The following is a 19,072-nucleotide window of genomic DNA, read 5'->3' on the forward strand; positions in this document are numbered from 1 at the left end:
GTCACAGCCCCTCGCCGTTGCCGCGGCCCGAGGGCCGCAGCATCACCGTCATGAAGAACCTGCCCATGTTGCATATCCAGGGTCTGCACAAGACCTACGCCACACCGCAAGGCCCACTGCCGGTGCTGCAGGGCATCGACCTGCAACTGGAGCGTGGCGCCAGCCTGGCGCTGATGGGTGAATCGGGCAGTGGCAAGAGCACCCTTTTGCATCTGGTCGCGGGGCTGGACATGGCCGACAGCGGTCGTATCGAAGCGGCCGGGCAGGTGCTCACGCAGATGAACGAGCGCCAGCTGGCGCGCTGGCGGCGCTGCGACATCGGCTTGATCTTCCAGCAGTTCAACCTGATCAGCAGTCTCAGCGTGGCCGACAACCTGGCCTTTCAGGCCCGCCTGGCCGGTCGCCTGGACCCAGCCTGGCAGCGCGAACTGGCTGAACGCCTGGGCTTGTCGGCACTCCTGCAGCGGTATCCGGAGCAACTGTCCGGCGGGCAACAACAGCGCGTGGCCCTGGGCCGTGCTTTGGCCTCGCGGCCGCCCCTGCTGCTGGCCGACGAACCTACCGGCAACCTCGACGAAGCCACCAGCGAGCATGCGCTGGACCTGATGCTCGAGTTGCTGCGGGCCAGTGGCAGCACGCTACTGATGGTCACTCACAGCCCGCTGGTGGCAGCCCGCCTGGAGCGACGCGTGGTGCTGCAGGCCGGTCGCATCGTTGCCGGGACGGATCGCTGACGTGGCGGTGCTGTACTGGACCCTGCGCAGCCTGCTCAGCCATTGGCGCCGGCATCCGGTACAGGGCGTGGCGCTGATCACCGGCCTGTGGCTGGCCACTGCGTTGTTCACCGGCGTACTCGCCTTGAACAGCCAGGCACGACAAAGCTATGCCCTGGCCAGCCAGATGGTCGGTGGTCAGGCCCAGGCAAGCATCGTTGCCCGTGACGGCGCCGACCTTGCGCAATCGACCTTCATCGCACTGCGCCTGCAGGGCTGGCCAGTCTCTCCGGTGCTCGAGGGCCGGATCACCCTCCCCTCGCACCCGCAGCTGCGCCTGCAAGTGATGGGTATCGAGCCGTTGACTCTGCCGGCAGGCAGCCCCGTGGCCGGCGAGGTGCCGAGCAGCGATGACCTGAGCGCGTTCATCGGCGCACCCGGCCGTACCTGGGTGGCGCCCCAGACCTTGCGCGAGCTTGGCGTGGAGGAAGGTGCACGGTTGCCCGTCGGCACTGGCGCAAACCTTCCTCCCCTGCAGGCCCGGGCACAGATGGCTCCCGGTGTGCTGCTGATGGATATCGGCGCGGCCCAGACGGTGCTGCAGACGCCTGAACGACTGACCCGCCTGCTGCTGCCACGAACGTTCGAAGAGGCCCTGCCCGACGCTTACACCGATCACCTGCAGATCAACCGCAGCGATGCCGACGGCGACCTGGCGCGGCTGACCGACAGCTTTCACCTGAACCTGACCGCGCTGGGCCTGCTGGCGTTCGTGGTCGGCCTGTTCATCGTCCACGCTGCCATTGGCCTGGCACTGGAACAGCGTCGTGCCCTGCTGCGCACCTTACGTGCCTGCGGCGTGAGTGCCGCCCTGCTGGTGCTGGCCCTGGCCCTGGAGCTGGGCCTGCTGGCGCTGCTCGGCGGCCTGGCCGGTATCATCAGCGGCTACTGGCTGGCCAGTCTGCTGCTGCCCGATGTGGCGGCCAGCCTGCGTGGCCTGTACGGCGCAGAAGTCGCCGGGCAGCTGAACCTAAGCCCGGCCTGGTGGCTGGGCGGCCTGGCACTGAGCCTGGGCGGCGTGTTGCTGGCCGGCGGCGACAGTCTATGGCGTGCTGCACGCCTGCCACTGCTGGCATTGTCCGGTGGCGAAGCCTGGCATCAGGCCCACCGCCAGTGGCTGCGGCGACAAGGCGTGGTGGCGGCCTGTGCAGCCGTGCTGGCCCTGCTGTTGGCAGTATGGGGCAACGGCCTGGCCACTGGGTTTGCGCTGATGGGCAGCCTGTTGCTGGCGGCAGCGTTGGCCTTGCCGGTGCTGCTCAGCAGCGTCCTCGCCCTGCTCGCCCGGCGCCGCTGGGGCGTGCTGGGCCAGTGGTTCCTGGCCGACTGCCGCCAGCAATTGCCGGGACTGAGCCTGGCCCTCATGGCGTTGCTGCTGGCACTGGCCGCCAACATCGGCGCTGCAAGCATGACCGAGGGGTTTCGACAGACCTTCAATGGCTGGCTGGAACAGCGCTTGAGCGCCGAGTTGTACCTGCGACCACAGCACGCCGAGCAGGCCCAGGCGCTGCAACGATGGTTGCAAGGCCAGAACGGGATCGAGCAGGTGCTGCCCGGCTGGGAGATGCAGATTCGTCAACAAGGCTGGCCAACCGAACTGACTGCCGTGATCGACGCGCCGCTGTACCGCGAGCATTGGCCGCTGCTCGAACAGGCCGCCGGCAATCCATGGGACACCTTGTTTTCCAGTGACAGCCTGATGCTCAGCGAGCAACTGGCGCGGCGCCTGGGCGTAGGCATCGGGGCGCGCCTTGCATTGCCCGCCGCCCAAGGGCGCTGGAACCCGACCGTGGTGGGCATCTATGCCGACTACGGCAACCCCAAGGGCCATATTCTGGTCAGCGCCGCGCAGTTCCAGCAACACTGGCCCGGCACCCCACCTGCCCGCTTTGCCCTGCGCATGGCCGAGGCCGACACCGCTGCCCTGAAAAGCCGAGTGCAGCAAGCGTTTGGCCTGGACGACAGCCATGTGGTGGAACAACGCCAACTCAAGCGCTGGGCCTCGCAGGTTTTCGAACGCACGTTCAGTGCCACGGCTGCCCTGAATGCACTGACCCTGGGGGTGGCCGGCGTGGCCCTGTTCATCGGCCTGCTGACCCAGAGCCAGAGTCGCCTGGGTCAGCTCGCGCCGCTGTGGGCAATGGGCGTGCAACGGCGCCAACTGATCCTGCTCAGTGTGGCGCAGACCTTGATCCTGGCTCTGCTGACCCTGGTGCTGGCGGTCCCGCTGGGGATTCTGCTGGCATGGTGCCTGGTGGCGGTGATCAACGTGCAGGCGTTCGGCTGGCGCCTGCCCCTGCAGGTGTTCCCATGGCAGATCCTGCAGCTGTGCGGCCTGGCGCTGATTGCGGCGATGCTGGCCTCGGCCTGGCCCATGCTGCGCCTGCAACGCAGCCAACCCACCGACCTGCTGCGAGTGATGGCCAGTGAGCGTTAAGTTGATCCGAATCCTGGTGCTGGCCCTGCTGCTGGCAGCCAGCGGCTGCGAGCCAACCCCACCCCCTGCCGGTTTTGCCGGGCTTGGCGGCCAGGCCGGTGACTTCGCCCAGGTCACCCCCGGCAAGGTCTTCCAGTTTCCCGCCGACCATGGCGCTCACCCCGACTTCCGCATCGAGTGGTGGTACCTGACCGCCAACCTCGAAGACGACCAGGGGCAACGCTTCGGCGTGCAGTGGACCCTGTTCCGCAGCGCCCTGGCACCAGGCAGCACCGAACCGGGCTGGGGTAACCGCAACCTGTGGATCGGCCACGCCGGACTCACTTCCGCAACGGACCACTACAGCGCACAGACCCTGGCCCGCGGAGGCATCGGCCAGGCCGGTGTGAGCATCATGCCGTTCAACGCCTGGATCGATGACTGGCACCTGCGCAGCCAGCCTGGCGTCGAGCACACGCTCGCCGCAATGGACGTACAGGCCACTGGCGAACGGTTTGCCTACCAACTGGCCCTGACCAGCGAGCGCCCTCTGGTACTGCAGGGCGAGCAAGGCTATAGCCGCAAGTCCGATGCAGGACAGGCCTCGTATTATTACAGCCAGCCGTTCTTCAGCGCAGCCGGCCAGCTGCAGATCGACGGCAAGCGCTATAAGGTCAAGGGCCGCGCGTGGCTTGACCGGGAATGGAGCAGCCAGCCACTGGCAGCCGATCAGGCCGGCTGGGACTGGTTTTCGCTGCACCTGGACGACGGCCAGCAGTTGATGGTGTTTCGCCTGCGCGGCGCCGGCGGGCAAGACTTTCTCAGCGGTAACTGGATCGACGCCCAGGGGCGCAGCACACCGCTGGCCCCGGGCAGCATCACCCTGCGCCCGTTGCAGGACACCCGCGTGGCCGGTCGGCAGGTACCCACGCGCTGGGCCATCGACATCCCCAGCCACGGCCTGCATGTGCAAACCACCGCGTTGAACCCGAACGCCTGGATGGCGGTGGGCACGCCCTACTGGGAAGGCCCGGTGACCCTGGCGGGCAGCCACGCTGGCGAGGGCTATCTGGAAATGACCGGATACTGATACACGCACGCGTTTTTGTACAAATATCAAACCAACCTGGGTCGTCGCGGTCCTTTTAGAAATACCTAAGGACGCTCCGTCACGGCATGCCGACCTCCAGCGCTTTTGCCAAACACTGGTTCGCCAGCCGTCAATGGAAGCCCTTCGCGTTCCAGAAGGATGTCTGGGCCGCCGTCAAACGCGGCGAATCGGGCATGCTCCACGCGAGCACTGGCGCGGGCAAGACCTACGCCGTCTGGTTCGCCGCCCTGCAACGCTTCGCCAAGGCCGGGCCCGTCATTCCCAAGGGCAAGCGCAAGCCGGTCATGGCGCCGCTGACCGTGCTATGGATCACGCCCATGCGCGCGCTGGCCGCCGATACCCTGCGCGCCCTGCAGATACCGGTGGATGAGTTGCAGATCGGCTGGAGCCTGGGCCTGCGCACTGGCGACACCAGCAGCAGTGATCGCGCCAAGCAGACGCGCCGCCTGCCCTCGGCGCTGGTAACCACCCCGGAAAGCCTGACGCTGCTGCTGGCCCGCGACAAGGCTTGCGAGGAGTTGAGCAGCGTCGCCATGGTCGTCGTCGATGAGTGGCACGAGCTGATCGGCAACAAACGCGGCGTGCAGTTGCAGCTGGCATTGGCGCGGTTGCGGCAGTGGAACCCGCAGCTCATCGTCTGGGGCATCTCCGCCACCCTGGGTAACCAGGCGCATGCACAGGAAGTGCTGCTACCCGGCCAGCCGAGTGTCAGCGTGCAAGGCGCGCAGGCCAAGACGATCGAGGTCGACACGCTGTTGCCGGCGGCCATCGAACGGTTTCCCTGGGGTGGGCACATGGGTCTGCGCATGCTCGACCAGGTGGTCGCCGAGGTCGAAAGCAGCAACAGTTGCCTGATATTCACCAACACCCGTGCACAGTCCGAAATCTGGTTCCAGGCCATCCTCGATGCGCGCCCGGACTGGGCGGGCATCATCGCCCTGCATCACAGCTCGCTGTCGCGGGAAGTGCGCGAGTGGGTCGAACGGGCCCTCAAGCAAGGCCAGCTCAAGGCGGTGGTGTGTACGTCGAGCCTGGATTTGGGGGTGGACTTCCTGCCGGTGGAACGGGTGCTGCAAATCGGCTCGGCGAAGGGTATCGCGCGCTTGATGCAGCGTGCCGGTCGCTCCGGCCATGCACCGGGTCGGGCATCGCGGGTCACCCTGGTACCGACCCACAGCATGGAACTGGTCGAAGCTGCGGCAGCCCACGATGCCGTCGCGCAGCGACGCATCGAGCCACGCGAATCACCCGACAAGCCATTGGATGTGTTGGTCCAGCACCTGGTGAGCATGGCGCTGGGCGGCGGTTTCCTGCCCGACGCATTGCTGGTCGAAGTGCGTACCACCTGGGCTTACCGCAACCTGACCGAGGATGAATGGCAGTGGGCCCTGGCGTTCGTGCGCTATGGCGGCCACTCCCTCACTGCCTACCCCGATTACCGTCGAGTCGAGCCTGACGAGCATGGCCTGTGGCGCGTCCCCGACGCACGCCTGGCGCGTCGTCATCGCATGGGCATCGGCACCATCGTCAGCGATGCCAGCCTGCAGTTGAAGTACTGGAGCAAGGGCGGTGGCGGTCGCTCGCTGGGCAGTGTCGAAGAGGGGTTCATCGCCCGTCTCAAACCGGGTGACGGCTTTCTGTTCGCCGGGCGCCAACTGGAGCTGGTGCGGGTCGAGGACATGACCGCCTACGTCAAGCGCAGCACCGCCAAGAAAGCCGCCGTGCCGCGCTGGAATGGCGGGCGCATGCCGCTGTCCGGCGAGCTGGCCGACGCCCTGGTGGCGAAGCTGGGCGCCGCCGCCCGCGGTGAGTACGACAGCCCCGAGATGCGTGCCGTGCGCCCGCTGCTGGAAGTACAGCAACAGTGGTCGGCGCTACCCAGCGAAACCACGTTACTGGCGGAAACGCTGAAGTCGCGCGAAGGCTGGCACCTGTTCATCTACCCCTTCGGCGGTCGCCAGGTGCATCTGGGCCTGGGCAGCCTGCTGGCCTGGCGCCTGGCGCAGCGCCAGCCCCTGACATTCTCCATCGCGGTGAACGACTATGGGCTGGAACTGCTCAGTGCCACCGAGGTGGACTGGGCGGCCCAACTGGACCCTGAATTGCTCAGCGCGCACAACCTGTTGAGCGATGTACTGGCCAGCCTGAACGCTGGCGAACTGGCGCTGCGGCGCTTTCGCGAGATTGCGCGGATCTCCGGCCTGGTGTTCGGCGGTTACCCTGGCTCGCAGAAAAGCACCCGCCAGGTTCAGGCTTCCAGCGGCCTGTTCTTTCAGGTATTCAAGCAGTACGACGCCGGCAACCTGCTGCTGACCCAGGCGCAGGAAGAAGTCTTGAAGCAGGAGCTGGAAGTGCAGCGGCTGGAGCATGTACTGCAACAGATCGCCAGTCGGCGTCTGGATATGCACGCGGTCAAGCGTCCGACGCCGCTGGGCTTTCCGCTGCTGGTCGAGCGTTTCCGTGAAAGCCTGAGTTCGGAGAAGCTCGCCGACCGCATACGTCGCATGGTCGGCGACCTGGAGAAAGCCGCAGGATGAGTGAGTATTGCAACGTACAACTGGCAGGCGCCGAGCTATGGCTGCTGGCCGAGAAAGCGGTCTACTGGCCCGAGCACAAGGCCCTGTTGATAGCCGATGCGCACTTTGGCAAGGCAGCGGCCTACCGCAAGCTGGGCCAGCCGGTGCCTCATGGCACCACGGCCAGCAACCTTCAAGTGATTGACCGAATCCTGGAGAAGTATCCCACCGAACACCTGATATTCCTCGGCGACTTTCTACATGCACCGGGATCGCATTCGACTGGAACGCTGGATGCCTTGGCAGCATGGCGAACGGATGTCGCAGATTTGCGCATTACCCTGATTCGGGGCAACCATGACAAACGCGCGGGCGACCCGCCGGCGGAACTGCGTTTCGAAGTGGTCACCGAACCTCTGGAAATGGGCCCGTTCGCATTGCAGCACGAACCCGATCCACACCCAGAACTGCATGTCCTGGCCGGACACATTCACCCGGTCTATCGGCTGCACGGACGTGGCCGCCAAAGCCTGCGCCTGCCGTGCTACCTGCTCAGAGGCAAGGTCAGCCTGCTGCCGGCATTTGGCGCTTTCACCGGTGGCTACAACATGGACAGCGCCGCCGACCAGCGTGTGTACGTGGTCGGCGACGGCGGCGTCTGGCGGGTCGCTTGAGCGTCAGACCACCGGCGCGGGGGGCGGCTCGTCCGGAATGGTCGGGCTGCCTGGCTCCGGTGGTTGCGGGGTATCAGGATCGGGTTGGCCAGGTACGCCGCCAGCCATATGGCCGTAGGAATCGGCCAGAAGCGACCAGGCGAGTAGGCCAATCTGGTTGGGCTGCAGCTGAGCCAGTTGAGCACTGATAGTCGGGTCGATTTTCATAGACACTCCTGAGCAATGGCCCGGAATACGGTGGGTAAACCGGGCAAGTCACTCATATGGAGTAGTAAAATGATAACTAGTTCGCCTCGATGGCTTTCACCTGTCTGCCCACCTGTCTGCCCACCTGTCTGCCGGAATCAGGTGCGTGGCAGGGTCACGCCGCGCTGGCCCTGATATTTCCCGCCACGATCCTTGTAGGACACCTCGCATTCTTCGTCGGACTCCAGGAACAGCATCTGCGCCACCCCTTCGTTCGCATAGATCTTGGCCGGCAGCGTGGTGGTATTGGAGAACTCCAGGGTCACATGCCCTTCCCATTCCGGCTCCAGCGGCGTGACGTTGACGATGATGCCGCAGCGCGCGTAGGTGCTCTTGCCCAGGCAGATGGTCAGCACGTTGCGTGGAATGCGGAAGTACTCGACCGTGCGCGCCAGGGCAAAGGAGTTGGGTGGGATGATGCAGACGTCGCTCTTGATGTCGACGAAGCTCTTTTCGTCGAAGTTCTTCGGATCTACCGTGGCCGAGTTGATGTTGGTGAACACCTTGAATTCGTCGGCGCAGCGCACGTCGTAGCCGTAGCTGGACACCCCGAAGGAAATCACCCGCTGGGCGCCTTCGCCGCGCACCTGACGCTCGACGTAGGGTTCGATCATGCCGTGTTCCTGCGCCATGCGGCGAATCCACTTGTCCGATTTGATGCTCATGGCGGGTGTCCTGAATAACGAGGTGAATAAAGTCCGAAGCGCATCTTACCGGGCCTCGCGCTGCGGTTCAAAGACTGCCTCGCCCATGGCGCGGCGAACCTGCCACCAGGCTGCGCATGGCCGCCGAGCACTATTTGCAAGAAACCCTGCAAAGACCATTGGCACGTTCCTGAAAAAGGGTTAAGGTGGCGCCACTGTGTTGCTTGTGTCACTGAGAATCTCTACCCGATGTCCAACATCTTCATGAATTTTCCTGCTCTTTGCACTCAGTCTCGGCCAGGGCTTTTCCCGAACCGCAGTTAACTTTGTTCAAGGAGATACACCATGTCCAATCGCCAAACCGGTACCGTCAAGTGGTTCAACGATGAAAAAGGCTTCGGCTTCATCACTCCACAATCCGGTGACGACCTGTTCGTACACTTCAAAGCCATTCAGGCTGACGGCTTCAAAAGCCTGAAAGAAGGCCAGCAGGTCTCTTTCATCGCTACCCGCGGTCAGAAAGGCATGCAAGCTGAAGAAGTTCAAGTCGTATAACTTGAGCTGAACAGCTTCTGAAGAACCCCGCCCTCACCGGCGGGGTTTTTTTATGCCCGCAATTTGATCTTTTCAGCTACAGGTGACGGCGGGCGCCATGCGCGCCGTCACTCACGGGGCTGGGCAGTTCAGTCGTCGCTGACGGTAATGCTGGGCATTGCCTGCGCACTGGCTTCCTGCAACACGATCCGCGCACCGACATGCCGCGCCAGCTCCTGGTAGACCATGGCGATCTGGCTCTCCGGCTCGGCCGCCGCCGTCGGTTTGCCACCGTCGGCCTGTTCGCGAATCAGCATCGACAATGGCAGCGACGCCAGCAGCTCCACGCCGTATTGCGATGCCAGCTTCTCGCCGCCGCCTTCGCCGAAGAGATGTTCGGCATGACCGCAGTTGGAGCAGATGTGCACGGCCATGTTCTCGACCACACCGAGCACGGGAATGTGCACCTTGCGGAACATCTCGACACCCTTGCGGGCGTCCAGCAGCGCCAGGTCCTGAGGCGTGGTGACGATCACCGCACCCGCCACCGGCACCTTCTGCGCCAGGGTCAGCTGAATGTCGCCAGTACCCGGCGGCATGTCGATGACCAGGTAGTCGAGGTCGTCCCAGGCAGTCTGGGTGACCAATTGCAACAGCGCGCCCGACACCATCGGACCACGCCAGACCATGGGGGTGTTGTCGTCGGTGAGAAAGGCCATCGACATCACCTCCACGCCATGCGCCTGAATGGGCACGAACCATTTCTGGTCCTTGACCTTGGGCCGAGTGCCCTCGGCGATGCCGAACATCACGCCTTGGCTGGGGCCATAGATGTCGGCATCGAGGATGCCCACCCGGGCGCCTTCGCGGGCCAGGGCCAGGGCCAGGTTGGCGGCCGTGGTCGACTTGCCGACTCCCCCCTTGCCCGATGCCACGGCCACCACGTTCTTGACGTTGGCCAGCCCGGGAATCTGCGCCTGCGCCTTGTGCGCCTGCACCACGCAATCGATCTGCACGCGAGCGCGGTCGACCCCGTCCAGGTTTTCGATGGCCGTCTGCAGTACCTGGGCCCAGCCATTCTTGAACAGGCCGGCGGCATACCCCAGCTGCAAGCGCACCTGCACCTGCGCGCCATCGATATCGATGGCCTGCACGCACCCGGCACTGACCGGGTCCTGGTTCATATAGGGGTCGGTGTACTGGCGAAGGACGGCTTCCACCGCTGCGCGATTCACGGTGCTCATGGCTACTCCCGATCAAAGACTGAGCAAAACAGGCGGCTATCCTAACGCGTCTGCCCGGACACCGGCAGATTGGATTTGCGTGCCCGCCGGGGCCGGTCTGCGGCATCGGCGCGCGGCGCCCAGATTATTCAGCATACCTTTGGCCCTGCGCCCCCCAATCCGTTAGAATCAGCGCCTTTTCAAAAGCGGGAGACAGGCAGCATGGCGCAGCAGTATCAACCGGGGCAACGCTGGATCAGCGACAGCGAAGCGGAACTCGGCCTGGGCACCGTCCTGGCCCAGGACGGTCGCTTGCTCACCGTGCTCTACCCGGCCACCGGCGAAACCCGCCAGTACGCATTGCGCAATGCTCCGTTGACGCGCGTGCGCTTTTCTCCAGGCGATGTGATCACCCACTTCGAAGGCTGGAAACTGACCGTCCGCGAGGTCGACGATGCCGACGGCCTGTTGGTCTACCACGGCCTCAATGCGCAGAACGAGCAACGCACACTGCCTGAAACCCAGCTGTCCAATTTCATCCAGTTCCGCCTGGCCAGCGACCGCCTGTTCGCCGGCCAGATCGACCCGCTGCCGTGGTTTTCGCTGCGCTACAACACCCTGGAACATACCAGCAAGCAGTTGCAGTCCTCGCTCTGGGGCCTGGGCGGCGTGCGTGCGCAACCCATCGCGCACCAGCTGCACATTGCCCGCGAAGTCGCCGACCGCATCGCCCCGCGCGTATTGCTGGCCGACGAAGTGGGCCTGGGCAAGACCATCGAAGCCGGCCTGGTGATTCATCGCCAGCTGCTGTCCGGGCGAGCCAGCCGCGTGCTGATCCTGGTCCCGGAAAACCTGCAGCACCAATGGCTGGTGGAAATGCGCCGGCGCTTCAACCTGCAGGTGGCCCTGTTCGATGCCGAGCGCTTCATCGAAAGCGATGCCAGCAACCCCTTCGAGGACGCGCAACTGGCGCTGGTCTCGCTGGAATGGCTGACCGAAGATGAAAAGGCCCAGGATGCGTTGTTCGCCGCCGGCTGGGACCTGCTGGTGGTCGACGAGGCCCATCACCTGGTGTGGCACGAGGAGAAGGCCAGCCCGCAGTACTCGCTGGTCGAGCAACTGGCCGAAGTCATCCCCGGCGTTCTGCTGCTCACCGCTACCCCGGAGCAACTGGGCCAGGACAGCCACTTCGCACGCCTGCGCCTGCTCGATCCGAACCGCTTCCATGACCTGGCGGCCTTTCGTGCCGAAAGCGAAAACTATCGTCCGGTCGCCGAAGCCGTGCAGGAACTGCTCGACAAGGGCAGCTTGTCGAGCACCGCGCAACAGACTATCCATGGGCTGCTTGGCGCCCAGGGCGACACACTGGTCGCCGCGGTCAATGCGGGCGACGAGGAAGCCGGCCCACGGCTGATCCGCGAACTGCTCGATCGCCACGGCACCGGGCGCGTATTGTTCCGCAACACCCGCGCCGCCGTGCAGGGCTTCCCCGAACGCAAGCTGCACCCCTACCCACTGCCGTGCCCGGACGCCTACCTGGAGCTGCCGCTGGGCGAACACGCCGAGTTGTACCCGGAAGTCGGCTTCCAGGCCCAGGCCGAGGACAGCGACGCCGAACGCTGGTGGCGCTTCGATCCGCGAGTGGAATGGCTGATCGACACGCTCAAGATGCTCAAGCGCACCAAGGTGCTGGTCATCTGCGCTCACGCCGAAACCGCGATGGACCTGGAAGACGCCCTGCGCGTGCGCTCCGGCACCCTGGCCACGGTGTTCCACGAAGGCATGAGCATTCTGGAGCGGGACCGCGCAGCGGCCTATTTCGCCGATGAAGAATTCGGCGCGCAGGTGCTGATCTGTTCGGAAATCGGCAGCGAGGGCCGCAACTTCCAGTTCGCCCACCATCTGGTGCTGTTCGACCTGCCTGCGCACCCCGACCTGCTCGAGCAGCGCATCGGCCGCCTCGACCGAATCGGCCAGAAACACATCATCGAGCTGCATGTGCCGTACCTGGAAAACAGCCCGCAGGAACGCCTGTTCCAGTGGTACCACAGCGCGCTCAACGCCTTTCTCAACACCTGTCCTACGGGTAACGCGTTGCAGCACCAGTTCGGTCCGCGCCTGCTGCCGATGCTGGAAAACGCCGACGACGGCGAATGGCAAGCGCTGATCGACGAGGCGCGCAGCCGTCGTGAGTCGCTGGAAAGCGAGCTGCACACCGGGCGCGACCGGCTGCTGGAGCTCAACTCCGGCGGCGACGGCGAAGGCCAGGCTCTGGTGGCTGCCATCGAAGAGCAGGACGATCAATTCGCCCTGCCGATCTACATGGAAACCCTCTTCGATGCCTTCGGCATCGACAGCGAAGACCATTCCGACAACGCGTTGATCCTGCGCCCCAGCGAGAAGATGCTCGATGCCAGCTTTCCGCTCGGCGACGACGAAGGCGTGACCATCACCTACGACCGCGAGCAGGCATTGTCGCGCGAGGACATGCAGTTCATCACCTGGGAGCACCCCATGGTGCAGGGCGGCATGGACCTGGTACTGGCGGGCTCGATGGGCAACACCGCCGTGGCGCTGATCAAGAACAAGGCGCTCAAGCCAGGCACCGTGCTGCTGGAACTGCTTTACGTCAGCGAAGTGGTCGCGCCGCGCTCGCTGCAGCTGGGCCGCTACTTGCCGCCTGCTGCGCTGCGCTGCCTGCTCGACACCAATGGCAACGACCTGGCATCGCGAGTGTCGTTCGAAACCCTCAACGATCAGCTCGAAAGCGTCCCCAAGGCCAGCGCCAACAAGTTCATCCAGGCGCAGCGCGATGTGCTCGCACCGCGCATCACCGCCGGCGAAAGCAAGATCGCGCCGCGGCATGCCGAACGCGTCGCACAGGCGCAGCACCGCCTGGCTGCCGAAACGGAAGAGGAACTGGCACGCTTGACGGCGTTGCAGGCGGTCAATCCGACCGTCCGGGACAGCGAACTGGTTGCCCTGCGCAAACAGCGTGAAGACGGCCTGGCCATGCTCGACAAGGCTGCCCTGCGCCTGGAAGCTATTCGCGTGCTGGTAGCCGGCTGACCGCTGCCTTCCCGCGCGGGCGTGAGCCTGCGCGGGAGGGCGTTACGGAATCACCCCGACTGTTACTGGCCGTGTCGCCAGCGTTCGCTGGCACGCGGGTGGTTGCCGATGACCACGATCAGCAGTTGCGAAGACCGGCGCGTTTGACCTCGACCACGCACCGCCGTGGTGCATGCATTATTCCCCTACCCTTTCCTGGATCACCACCCACGGTGACACCACCACCGCCCACAGCACCGGATCGCGTTCGCAAAAATCCAAGGCCCGCGGCGCAGACAGCTTCTCGACCTTTCCATCGGCCAGCCATTGGGCGACCTCAGCGTGCTTGTCTTCGGCCAACGCCTGCCCTACGGTGATCAAATCCAGGCCAGGCTCGACCCACAACAGGGCACCCTTGGCGAAGAAGGGCTGCAATGCCTGCCAGTCGATAATTGCGGTCTCGCCAAGCAATTTGGCATAGAGGGTGCTAGCGTCTTCAGTCATGGGTTTCACCGTCAGGAAAAAATCGGCGCCATGATAGCGGTCCGAGTTGTCTGGAAAAACCCGGTTGCAATATATAGGTTCGAGTTTTGCCCCGACAAACCGGCTTTATTTGTCTGGCCGGACGCCAGCATGTACTTGAATCTATAACTTTATGTCGATTTAGCGACAACCGATCGCTTTCGCTGCAAACGCCAGCTTTCCAACCGGCAAACCGGCGCTCTACACTGTACCGGTACAGTTGTCGGGTGCAGATTCGGATGTCGTCTGCCATGGCTCGCCGAGGGGGTAAAGCGGTGAGTGTGGCCCAGATTCGGTCCGCCGCCTGTTCGGCCAGGACTATAAAAACTACAACGCAAAAATGGAGCACTAATGAATAAGCAGATTTCCAAACTGTTTGCCGCTCTGGTTCTGGCCGGCGTCGCCAGCCACTCGATGGCAGCCGACACCATCAAGATCGGCATCGCCGGGCCCAAGACCGGCCCGGTTGCCGAATACGGCGTCATGCAGTTCAACGGCGCGAAGATGGCTATCGAGCAGATCAACGCCAAGGGCGGCGTTGACGGCAAGCAGCTCGTAGCCGTCGAATACGACGACGCCTGCGATCCCAAGCAGGCCGTTGCGGTGGCCAACAAGGTGGTCAATGACGGCGTCAAGTTCGTCGTTGGTCACCTGTGCTCCAGTTCCGCCCAGCCGGCATCCGATGTCTACGAAGACGAAGGCATCATCATGGTGACCCCGGCGGCCACCAGCCCCGATATCACCGCCAAGGGCAAAAAGCTGGTATTCCGTACTATCGGCCTGGACAGCGCCCAGGGCCCTGCCGCCGGCAACTACATCGCCGATGTGGTCAAACCCAAGATCGTTGCCGTCGTCCACGACAAGCAGCAGTACGGCGAAGGTATTGCCACGGCGGTCAAGACCACGCTTGAAGGCAAGGGCGTGAAAGTCGCCGTGTTCGAAGGCATCAACGCCGGCGACAAGGATTTTTCATCGCTGATCGCCAAGCTCAAGCAGGCCAACGTCGACTTCGTCTACTACGGCGGCTACCACCCCGAGCTGGGCCAGATCCTGCGCCAGTCCAAGGAGAAAGGCCTGAACGCCAAGTTCATGGGCCCTGAAGGCGTGGGCAACGATTCCATCTCGCAGATCGCAGGCGAAGCCTCCGAAGGCCTGCTGGTGACCTTGCCCAAGTCTTTCGACAAGGATCCTGAAAACATCGCGCTGACCAAGGCATTCCAGGACAAGAAGCAAGACCCGAGCGGTCCGTTCGTCTACCCGTCGTACTCGGCCGTGCAAGTGATTGCCGACGGCATCACCGCCGCCAAGAGCGAAGACACCGACAAAGTGGCCGAGGCCATCCACGCCGGTACCTTCAAGACGCCCATGGGCGATCTGAGCTATGACGCCAAGGGCGACCTGAAGAACTTCCAGTTCGTGGTCTACGAGTGGCATTTCGGCAAACCCAAGACCGAAGCCGCCCAGTAAGCCTGGCAACACCCCCACAAAGCCCACTGCATCGCAGTGGGCTTTGTTTTACGAGTGACGGGTACGGCCGGTGCGAACTACCGGCCGGCCCCCTGAAAATCTTGAAACCGTGACCAGCGGTTCACCTGCCCTGCCCGGCAACACTGCGCCAAGGAGAGCGCTCGGGACATGGCTGGAGAAATGCGAACAGGTTTTTAGGAGCGCGGTAAATGCCTGAATTATTCCATTACATGCAGCAGTTGGTGAATGGCCTGACCATCGGCAGCACCTATGCATTGATCGCCATCGGCTACACGATGGTGTACGGCATCATCGGCATGATCAACTTCGCCCATGGCGAGGTGTACATGATCGGTTCGTATGTCACCTTCATCGTTCTGGCTGGCCTGGCCATGCTGGGCATCCACAGTCTTCCGGTACTGATGATCGCCGGTTTCGCCGCCGCCATCCTGGTCACCAGTGCCTATGGCTACAGCATCGAACGTGTCGCCTATCGACCGCTGCGCAACAGCAACCGGTTGATCCCGCTGATCTCGGCGATCGGCATGTCGATCTTCCTGCAGAATTCGGTGCAGCTGTCCCAGGGTTCCGGCAACTTCGCCATTCCCAATCTGCTCCCCGGCAGCCTGACCTTCGGCCCCGGTGGTGCCGAGGAAGTACAGATTTCCTACATGCAGATTCTGGTATTCCTGGTCACGCTGGGCGCGATGTACGGCCTGACGCTGTTCATTTCCCGCTCACGCATGGGTCGCGCCTGCCGCGCCTGCGCCGAGGACATGAAAATGGCCAACCTGCTGGGCATCAACACCAACGCGATCATCGCCCTCACCTTCGTGATAGGCGCGGCACTGGCCGCAGTCGCGGCCGTGCTGTTGAGCATGCAGTATGGCGTGATCAACCCCAGCGCCGGCTTCCTGGTCGGGCTCAAGGCCTTCACCGCAGCGGTGCTGGGCGGTATCGGCAGCATTCCAGGCGCCATGCTGGGTGGCCTGGTGCTGGGCGTAGCCGAAGCGTTCGGCGCGGATATCTTTGGTGACCAGTACAAGGACGTCGTGTCGTTCGGCCTGCTGGTCCTGGTTCTATTATTCCGTCCGACCGGCATCCTGGGCCGTCCGGAGGTTGAGAAAGTATGAGCAAGTCTCTTAGATCCGCGCTTTTCAGCGCGGCATTGGTATGGGCCGTGGCCTATCCGGTACTGGGCCTGAAACTGGCCTTCTCCGGCGTTACCCTGGTTGTGCAGAACGCCAGCACCGGCACCCTGCTGACCATTGCCGGCTGTTCGCTGCTGATGTTCCTGCGGGTGCTGTTCGCCGAGCGCATCGGTGGCCTGCGCCGCGATTCGAGCAGGCCGCTGATACCGGCCAAGGCCTCGAACTTCCTCACCCTGCCCAGCACTCAGCGCTGGTTCATCCTGGCCCTGGTGGTGCTGGCGTTCATCTGGCCGTTCTTCGGTTCGCGTGGCGCGGTTGACATCGCAACCCTGATCCTGATCTACGTGATGCTCGGCCTGGGCCTGAACATCGTGGTCGGCCTGGCTGGCCTGCTCGACCTGGGTTACGTGGGTTTCTATGCAGTCGGCGCCTACGGCTATGCCCTGCTCTCGCATTATTTCGGCCTGAGCTTCTGGGAGTGCCTGCCACTGGCCGGTCTGCTGGCGGCCACGTTCGGTTTCCTCCTGGGCTTCCCGGTGCTGCGCCTGCGTGGTGATTACCTGGCCATCGTGACCCTGGGCTTCGGGGAAATCATCCGGATATTCCTGCGCAACCTCACCGACATCACCGGCGGCCCGAACGGCATCAGCAACATCGAAAAGCCGACGTTCTTCGGCCTCTCGTTCGAGCGCCGCGCCGCCGAGGGCAGCCAGACCTTCTACCAGTTCTTCGGCCTGGAATACAGCCCGATCGGCAAGGTCATCTTTCTCTACCTGATCGCTCTGCTGATGGCCCTGGCGGCGCTGTTCGTCATCAACCGCTTGCTGCGCATGCCCATCGGACGAGCCTGGGAAGCGCTGCGCGAGGACGAGATCGCCTGCCGCGCGCTGGGCCTCAACCCGACCGTGATCAAGCTCTCCGCGTTCACTTTGGGTGCGGCATTCGCAGGCTTCGCCGGCAGTTTCTTCGCGGCACGGCAAGGCCTGGTCACCCCGGAATCGTTCACCTTCATCGAGTCGGCGATCATTCTTGCCATCGTTGTGCTGGGGGGCATGGGCTCGCAACTGGGGGTGATCCTTGCCGCCATCGTGATGATCCTGCTGCCTGAATTGATGCGTGAGTTCAGTGACTACCGCATGTTGATGTTCGGCGCCCTGATGGTGCTGATGATGATCTGGCGTCCGCAAGGCTTGCTTCCGATGCAGCGTCCCCACCTGGAGCTGCGCAAATGAGCCAGAACATTCTGCAAGTCACCGACCTGAGCATGCGCTTCGGCGGCCTGCTGGCGGTCAACGGCGTGGCCCTGAGCGTGAAGGAAAAGCAGGTGGTGGCCCTCATCGGCCCCAACGGCGCCGGCAAGACCACGGTGTTCAACTGCCTGACCGGCTTCTACAAGCCCAGCGGCGGGACCATCCTGCTCGATGGCCAGCCGATCCAGGGCCTGCCTGGCCATCAGATCGCTCGCAAGGGCGTGGTGCGCACCTTCCAGAACGTGCGGCTGTTCAAGGAAATGACCGCACTGGAAAACCTGCTGATCGCCCAGCATCGGCACTTGAACACCAATTTTTTCGCCGGCCTGTTCAAGACGCCCAACTTTCGCAAGAGCGAAAGGGATGCCATGGAGTACGCCGAGTACTGGCTGGAAAAGGTCAACCTCAAGGAGTTCGCCAACCGCACCGCAGGGACGCTCGCCTACGGGCAGCAGCGCCGCCTGGAGATTGCCCGCTGCATGATGACTCGGCCGCGCATGCTGATGCTCGACGAACCGGCGGCCGGTCTCAACCCGCGCGAAACCGACGACCTCAAGGCGCTGATCGGGGTGCTGCGTGAAGAGCACAACGCAACCGTGCTGCTGATCGAGCACGACATGAAACTGGTCATGAGCATTTCCGACCACATCGTCGTGATCAACCAGGGCACGCCCCTGGCCGATGGTACGCCGGAGCAGATCCGCGACAATCCTGACGTCATCAAAGCCTACCTGGGGGAAGCGTAAATGCTGCAGTTCGAAAACGTTTCTACCTTCTACGGCAAGATCCAGGCGCTGCACGGGGTCAATGTGGAGGTTCGCCAAGGCGAGATCGTCACCCTCATCGGGGCCAACGGCGCGGGCAAGTCAACCCTGCTGATGACCTTGTGCGGCGCGCCGCGGGCGCACTCGGGGAGCATTCGCTACATGGGCGAGGAGCTGGTGGGTAAGGAGTCAGCGGAGATCATGCGCAAGAGCATCGCCGTGGTGCCCGAAGGCCGCCGGGTGTTCGCGCGCCTGACCGTCGAGGAAAACCTGGCCATGGGTGGGTTCTTCACCGACAAGGGCGACTACGAGGAGCAGATGGACAAGGTCCTGGCCTTGTTCCCGCGGCTCAGGGAACGCTTCAGCCAGCGCGGGGGCACCATGTCGGGCGGTGAACAGCAGATGCTCGCCATCGGCCGCGCGCTGATGAGCAAGCCCAAGCTGCTGTTGCTCGATGAACCCTCCCTGGGGCTGGCACCGATCATAATCCAGCAGATCTTCGACATCATCGAGCAGTTGCGCCGTGATGGGGTCACGGTGTTCCTGGTCGAACAGAACGCCAACCAGGCCCTGAAGATCGCCGACCGTGCCTACGTGCTGGAAAACGGTCGGGTTGTCATGCAAGGCAGCGGCGAAACCCTGCTCACCGACCCCAAGGTGCGCGAGGCCTACCTGGGCGGTTGAGCGGGCCGCCAGGCATACCCTAGCAACCCTTTCGCGGGCAGAGCCCGCTCCC

General features: G+C 63.7%; 16 protein-coding genes. 12 read left to right on the forward strand and 4 right to left on the reverse strand.

Annotation, left to right across the window (positions count from 1 at the left end):
* Window positions 1-65 precede the first annotated feature (65 nt).
* The 5 genes from ONG87_RS14990 (at window position 66) to pdeM (ending at window position 7,487) form a co-directional block, all read left to right on the forward strand.
* Window positions 66-734, forward strand: coding sequence for an ABC transporter ATP-binding protein (locus ONG87_RS14990; RefSeq protein WP_185794559.1), 669 nt, complete (start codon window positions 66-68; stop codon window positions 732-734).
* A 1-nt stretch (window position 735) separates the two neighbouring features.
* Entirely contained in the window at window positions 736-3,207 is a 2,472-nt protein-coding gene (locus ONG87_RS14995) for an ABC transporter permease (protein ID WP_264381553.1), read from the forward strand.
* 4 nt (window positions 3,208-3,211) lie between these two features.
* On the forward strand, window positions 3,212-4,276 hold the full coding sequence (locus ONG87_RS15000) for a lipocalin-like domain-containing protein (protein WP_264382866.1): 1,065 nt from the start codon (window positions 3,212-3,214) through the stop codon (window positions 4,274-4,276).
* Window positions 4,277-4,362: 86 nt separating this feature from the next.
* Window positions 4,363-6,834 carry a ligase-associated DNA damage response DEXH box helicase gene (locus ONG87_RS15005; RefSeq protein WP_264381554.1) on the forward strand — a complete coding sequence of 824 codons (2,472 nt, stop codon included), beginning with the start codon at window positions 4,363-4,365 and terminating at the stop codon, window positions 6,832-6,834.
* A complete protein-coding gene (gene pdeM, locus ONG87_RS15010; RefSeq protein WP_264381555.1) occupies window positions 6,831-7,487 on the forward strand; it encodes a ligase-associated DNA damage response endonuclease PdeM in 657 nt (218 codons plus the stop codon). The genes ONG87_RS15005 and pdeM overlap by 4 nt, the downstream gene beginning before the upstream one ends.
* A gap of 3 nt (window positions 7,488-7,490) precedes the next feature.
* Here pdeM and ONG87_RS15015 read toward each other — a convergent pair whose 3' ends face one another.
* Together ONG87_RS15015 and dcd are read right to left on the reverse strand one after the other, a co-directional pair.
* On the reverse strand, window positions 7,491-7,694 hold the full coding sequence (locus ONG87_RS15015; protein WP_122476433.1) for a hypothetical protein: 204 nt from the start codon (window positions 7,692-7,694) through the stop codon (window positions 7,491-7,493).
* A 137-nt stretch (window positions 7,695-7,831) separates the two neighbouring features.
* On the reverse strand, window positions 7,832-8,398 hold the full coding sequence (dcd, locus tag ONG87_RS15020) for a dCTP deaminase (protein ID WP_122476435.1): 567 nt from the start codon (window positions 8,396-8,398) through the stop codon (window positions 7,832-7,834).
* Window positions 8,399-8,722: 324 nt separating this feature from the next.
* On the opposite strand from dcd, the gene ONG87_RS15025 reads away from it, so the two are divergent.
* The gene (locus ONG87_RS15025) at window positions 8,723-8,932 is read left to right on the forward strand and encodes a cold-shock protein (RefSeq protein WP_049862192.1); all 210 of its coding nucleotides are present in this window, start codon (window positions 8,723-8,725) and stop codon (window positions 8,930-8,932) included.
* A 128-nt stretch (window positions 8,933-9,060) separates the two neighbouring features.
* On the opposite strand, the gene apbC is transcribed toward ONG87_RS15025, so the two are convergent.
* Window positions 9,061-10,155 carry an iron-sulfur cluster carrier protein ApbC gene (apbC, locus tag ONG87_RS15030; RefSeq protein ID WP_122476437.1) on the reverse strand — a complete coding sequence of 365 codons (1,095 nt, stop codon included), beginning with the start codon at window positions 10,153-10,155 and terminating at the stop codon, window positions 9,061-9,063.
* A 201-nt stretch (window positions 10,156-10,356) separates the two neighbouring features.
* Between apbC and rapA the strand changes: the two genes are divergently transcribed.
* Window positions 10,357-13,203, forward strand: coding sequence for an RNA polymerase-associated protein RapA (gene rapA / locus ONG87_RS15035; RefSeq protein ID WP_122476438.1), 2,847 nt, complete (start codon window positions 10,357-10,359; stop codon window positions 13,201-13,203).
* Window positions 13,204-13,380: 177 nt separating this feature from the next.
* Here the strand turns inward: rapA and ONG87_RS15040 are convergent, their stop codons facing one another.
* The gene (locus ONG87_RS15040; protein WP_264381556.1) at window positions 13,381-13,686 is read right to left on the reverse strand and encodes a DUF2288 domain-containing protein; all 306 of its coding nucleotides are present in this window, start codon (window positions 13,684-13,686) and stop codon (window positions 13,381-13,383) included.
* A 369-nt stretch (window positions 13,687-14,055) separates the two neighbouring features.
* On the opposite strand from ONG87_RS15040, the gene ONG87_RS15045 reads away from it, so the two are divergent.
* The 5 genes from ONG87_RS15045 to ONG87_RS15065 all read left to right on the forward strand — a co-directional run bounded on the left by ONG87_RS15045 (window position 14,056) and on the right by ONG87_RS15065 (window position 19,020).
* Window positions 14,056-15,171, forward strand: a complete 1,116-nt coding sequence (locus ONG87_RS15045; RefSeq protein WP_122476442.1) for a branched-chain amino acid ABC transporter substrate-binding protein — start codon at window positions 14,056-14,058, stop codon at window positions 15,169-15,171.
* Window positions 15,172-15,380: 209 nt separating this feature from the next.
* Window positions 15,381-16,304, forward strand: coding sequence for a high-affinity branched-chain amino acid ABC transporter permease LivH (gene livH / locus ONG87_RS15050; RefSeq protein WP_122476443.1), 924 nt, complete (start codon window positions 15,381-15,383; stop codon window positions 16,302-16,304).
* Window positions 16,301-17,554: a high-affinity branched-chain amino acid ABC transporter permease LivM gene (locus ONG87_RS15055; protein WP_122476445.1), complete on the forward strand. Its 1,254-nt coding sequence runs from the start codon at window positions 16,301-16,303 to the stop codon at window positions 17,552-17,554. Before livH ends, ONG87_RS15055 begins: the two co-directional genes overlap by 4 nt.
* Entirely contained in the window at window positions 17,551-18,318 is a 768-nt protein-coding gene (livG, locus tag ONG87_RS15060) for a high-affinity branched-chain amino acid ABC transporter ATP-binding protein LivG (RefSeq protein WP_049862198.1), read from the forward strand. The genes ONG87_RS15055 and livG overlap by 4 nt, the downstream gene beginning before the upstream one ends.
* On the forward strand, window positions 18,319-19,020 hold the full coding sequence (locus tag ONG87_RS15065) for an ABC transporter ATP-binding protein (protein WP_264381557.1): 702 nt from the start codon (window positions 18,319-18,321) through the stop codon (window positions 19,018-19,020).
* The last annotated feature ends 52 nt before the right edge of the window (window positions 19,021-19,072 follow it).

Source organism: Pseudomonas sp. MM227 (assembly GCF_947090715.1).
Lineage (GTDB): Bacteria > Pseudomonadota > Gammaproteobacteria > Pseudomonadales > Pseudomonadaceae > Aquipseudomonas > Aquipseudomonas baltica.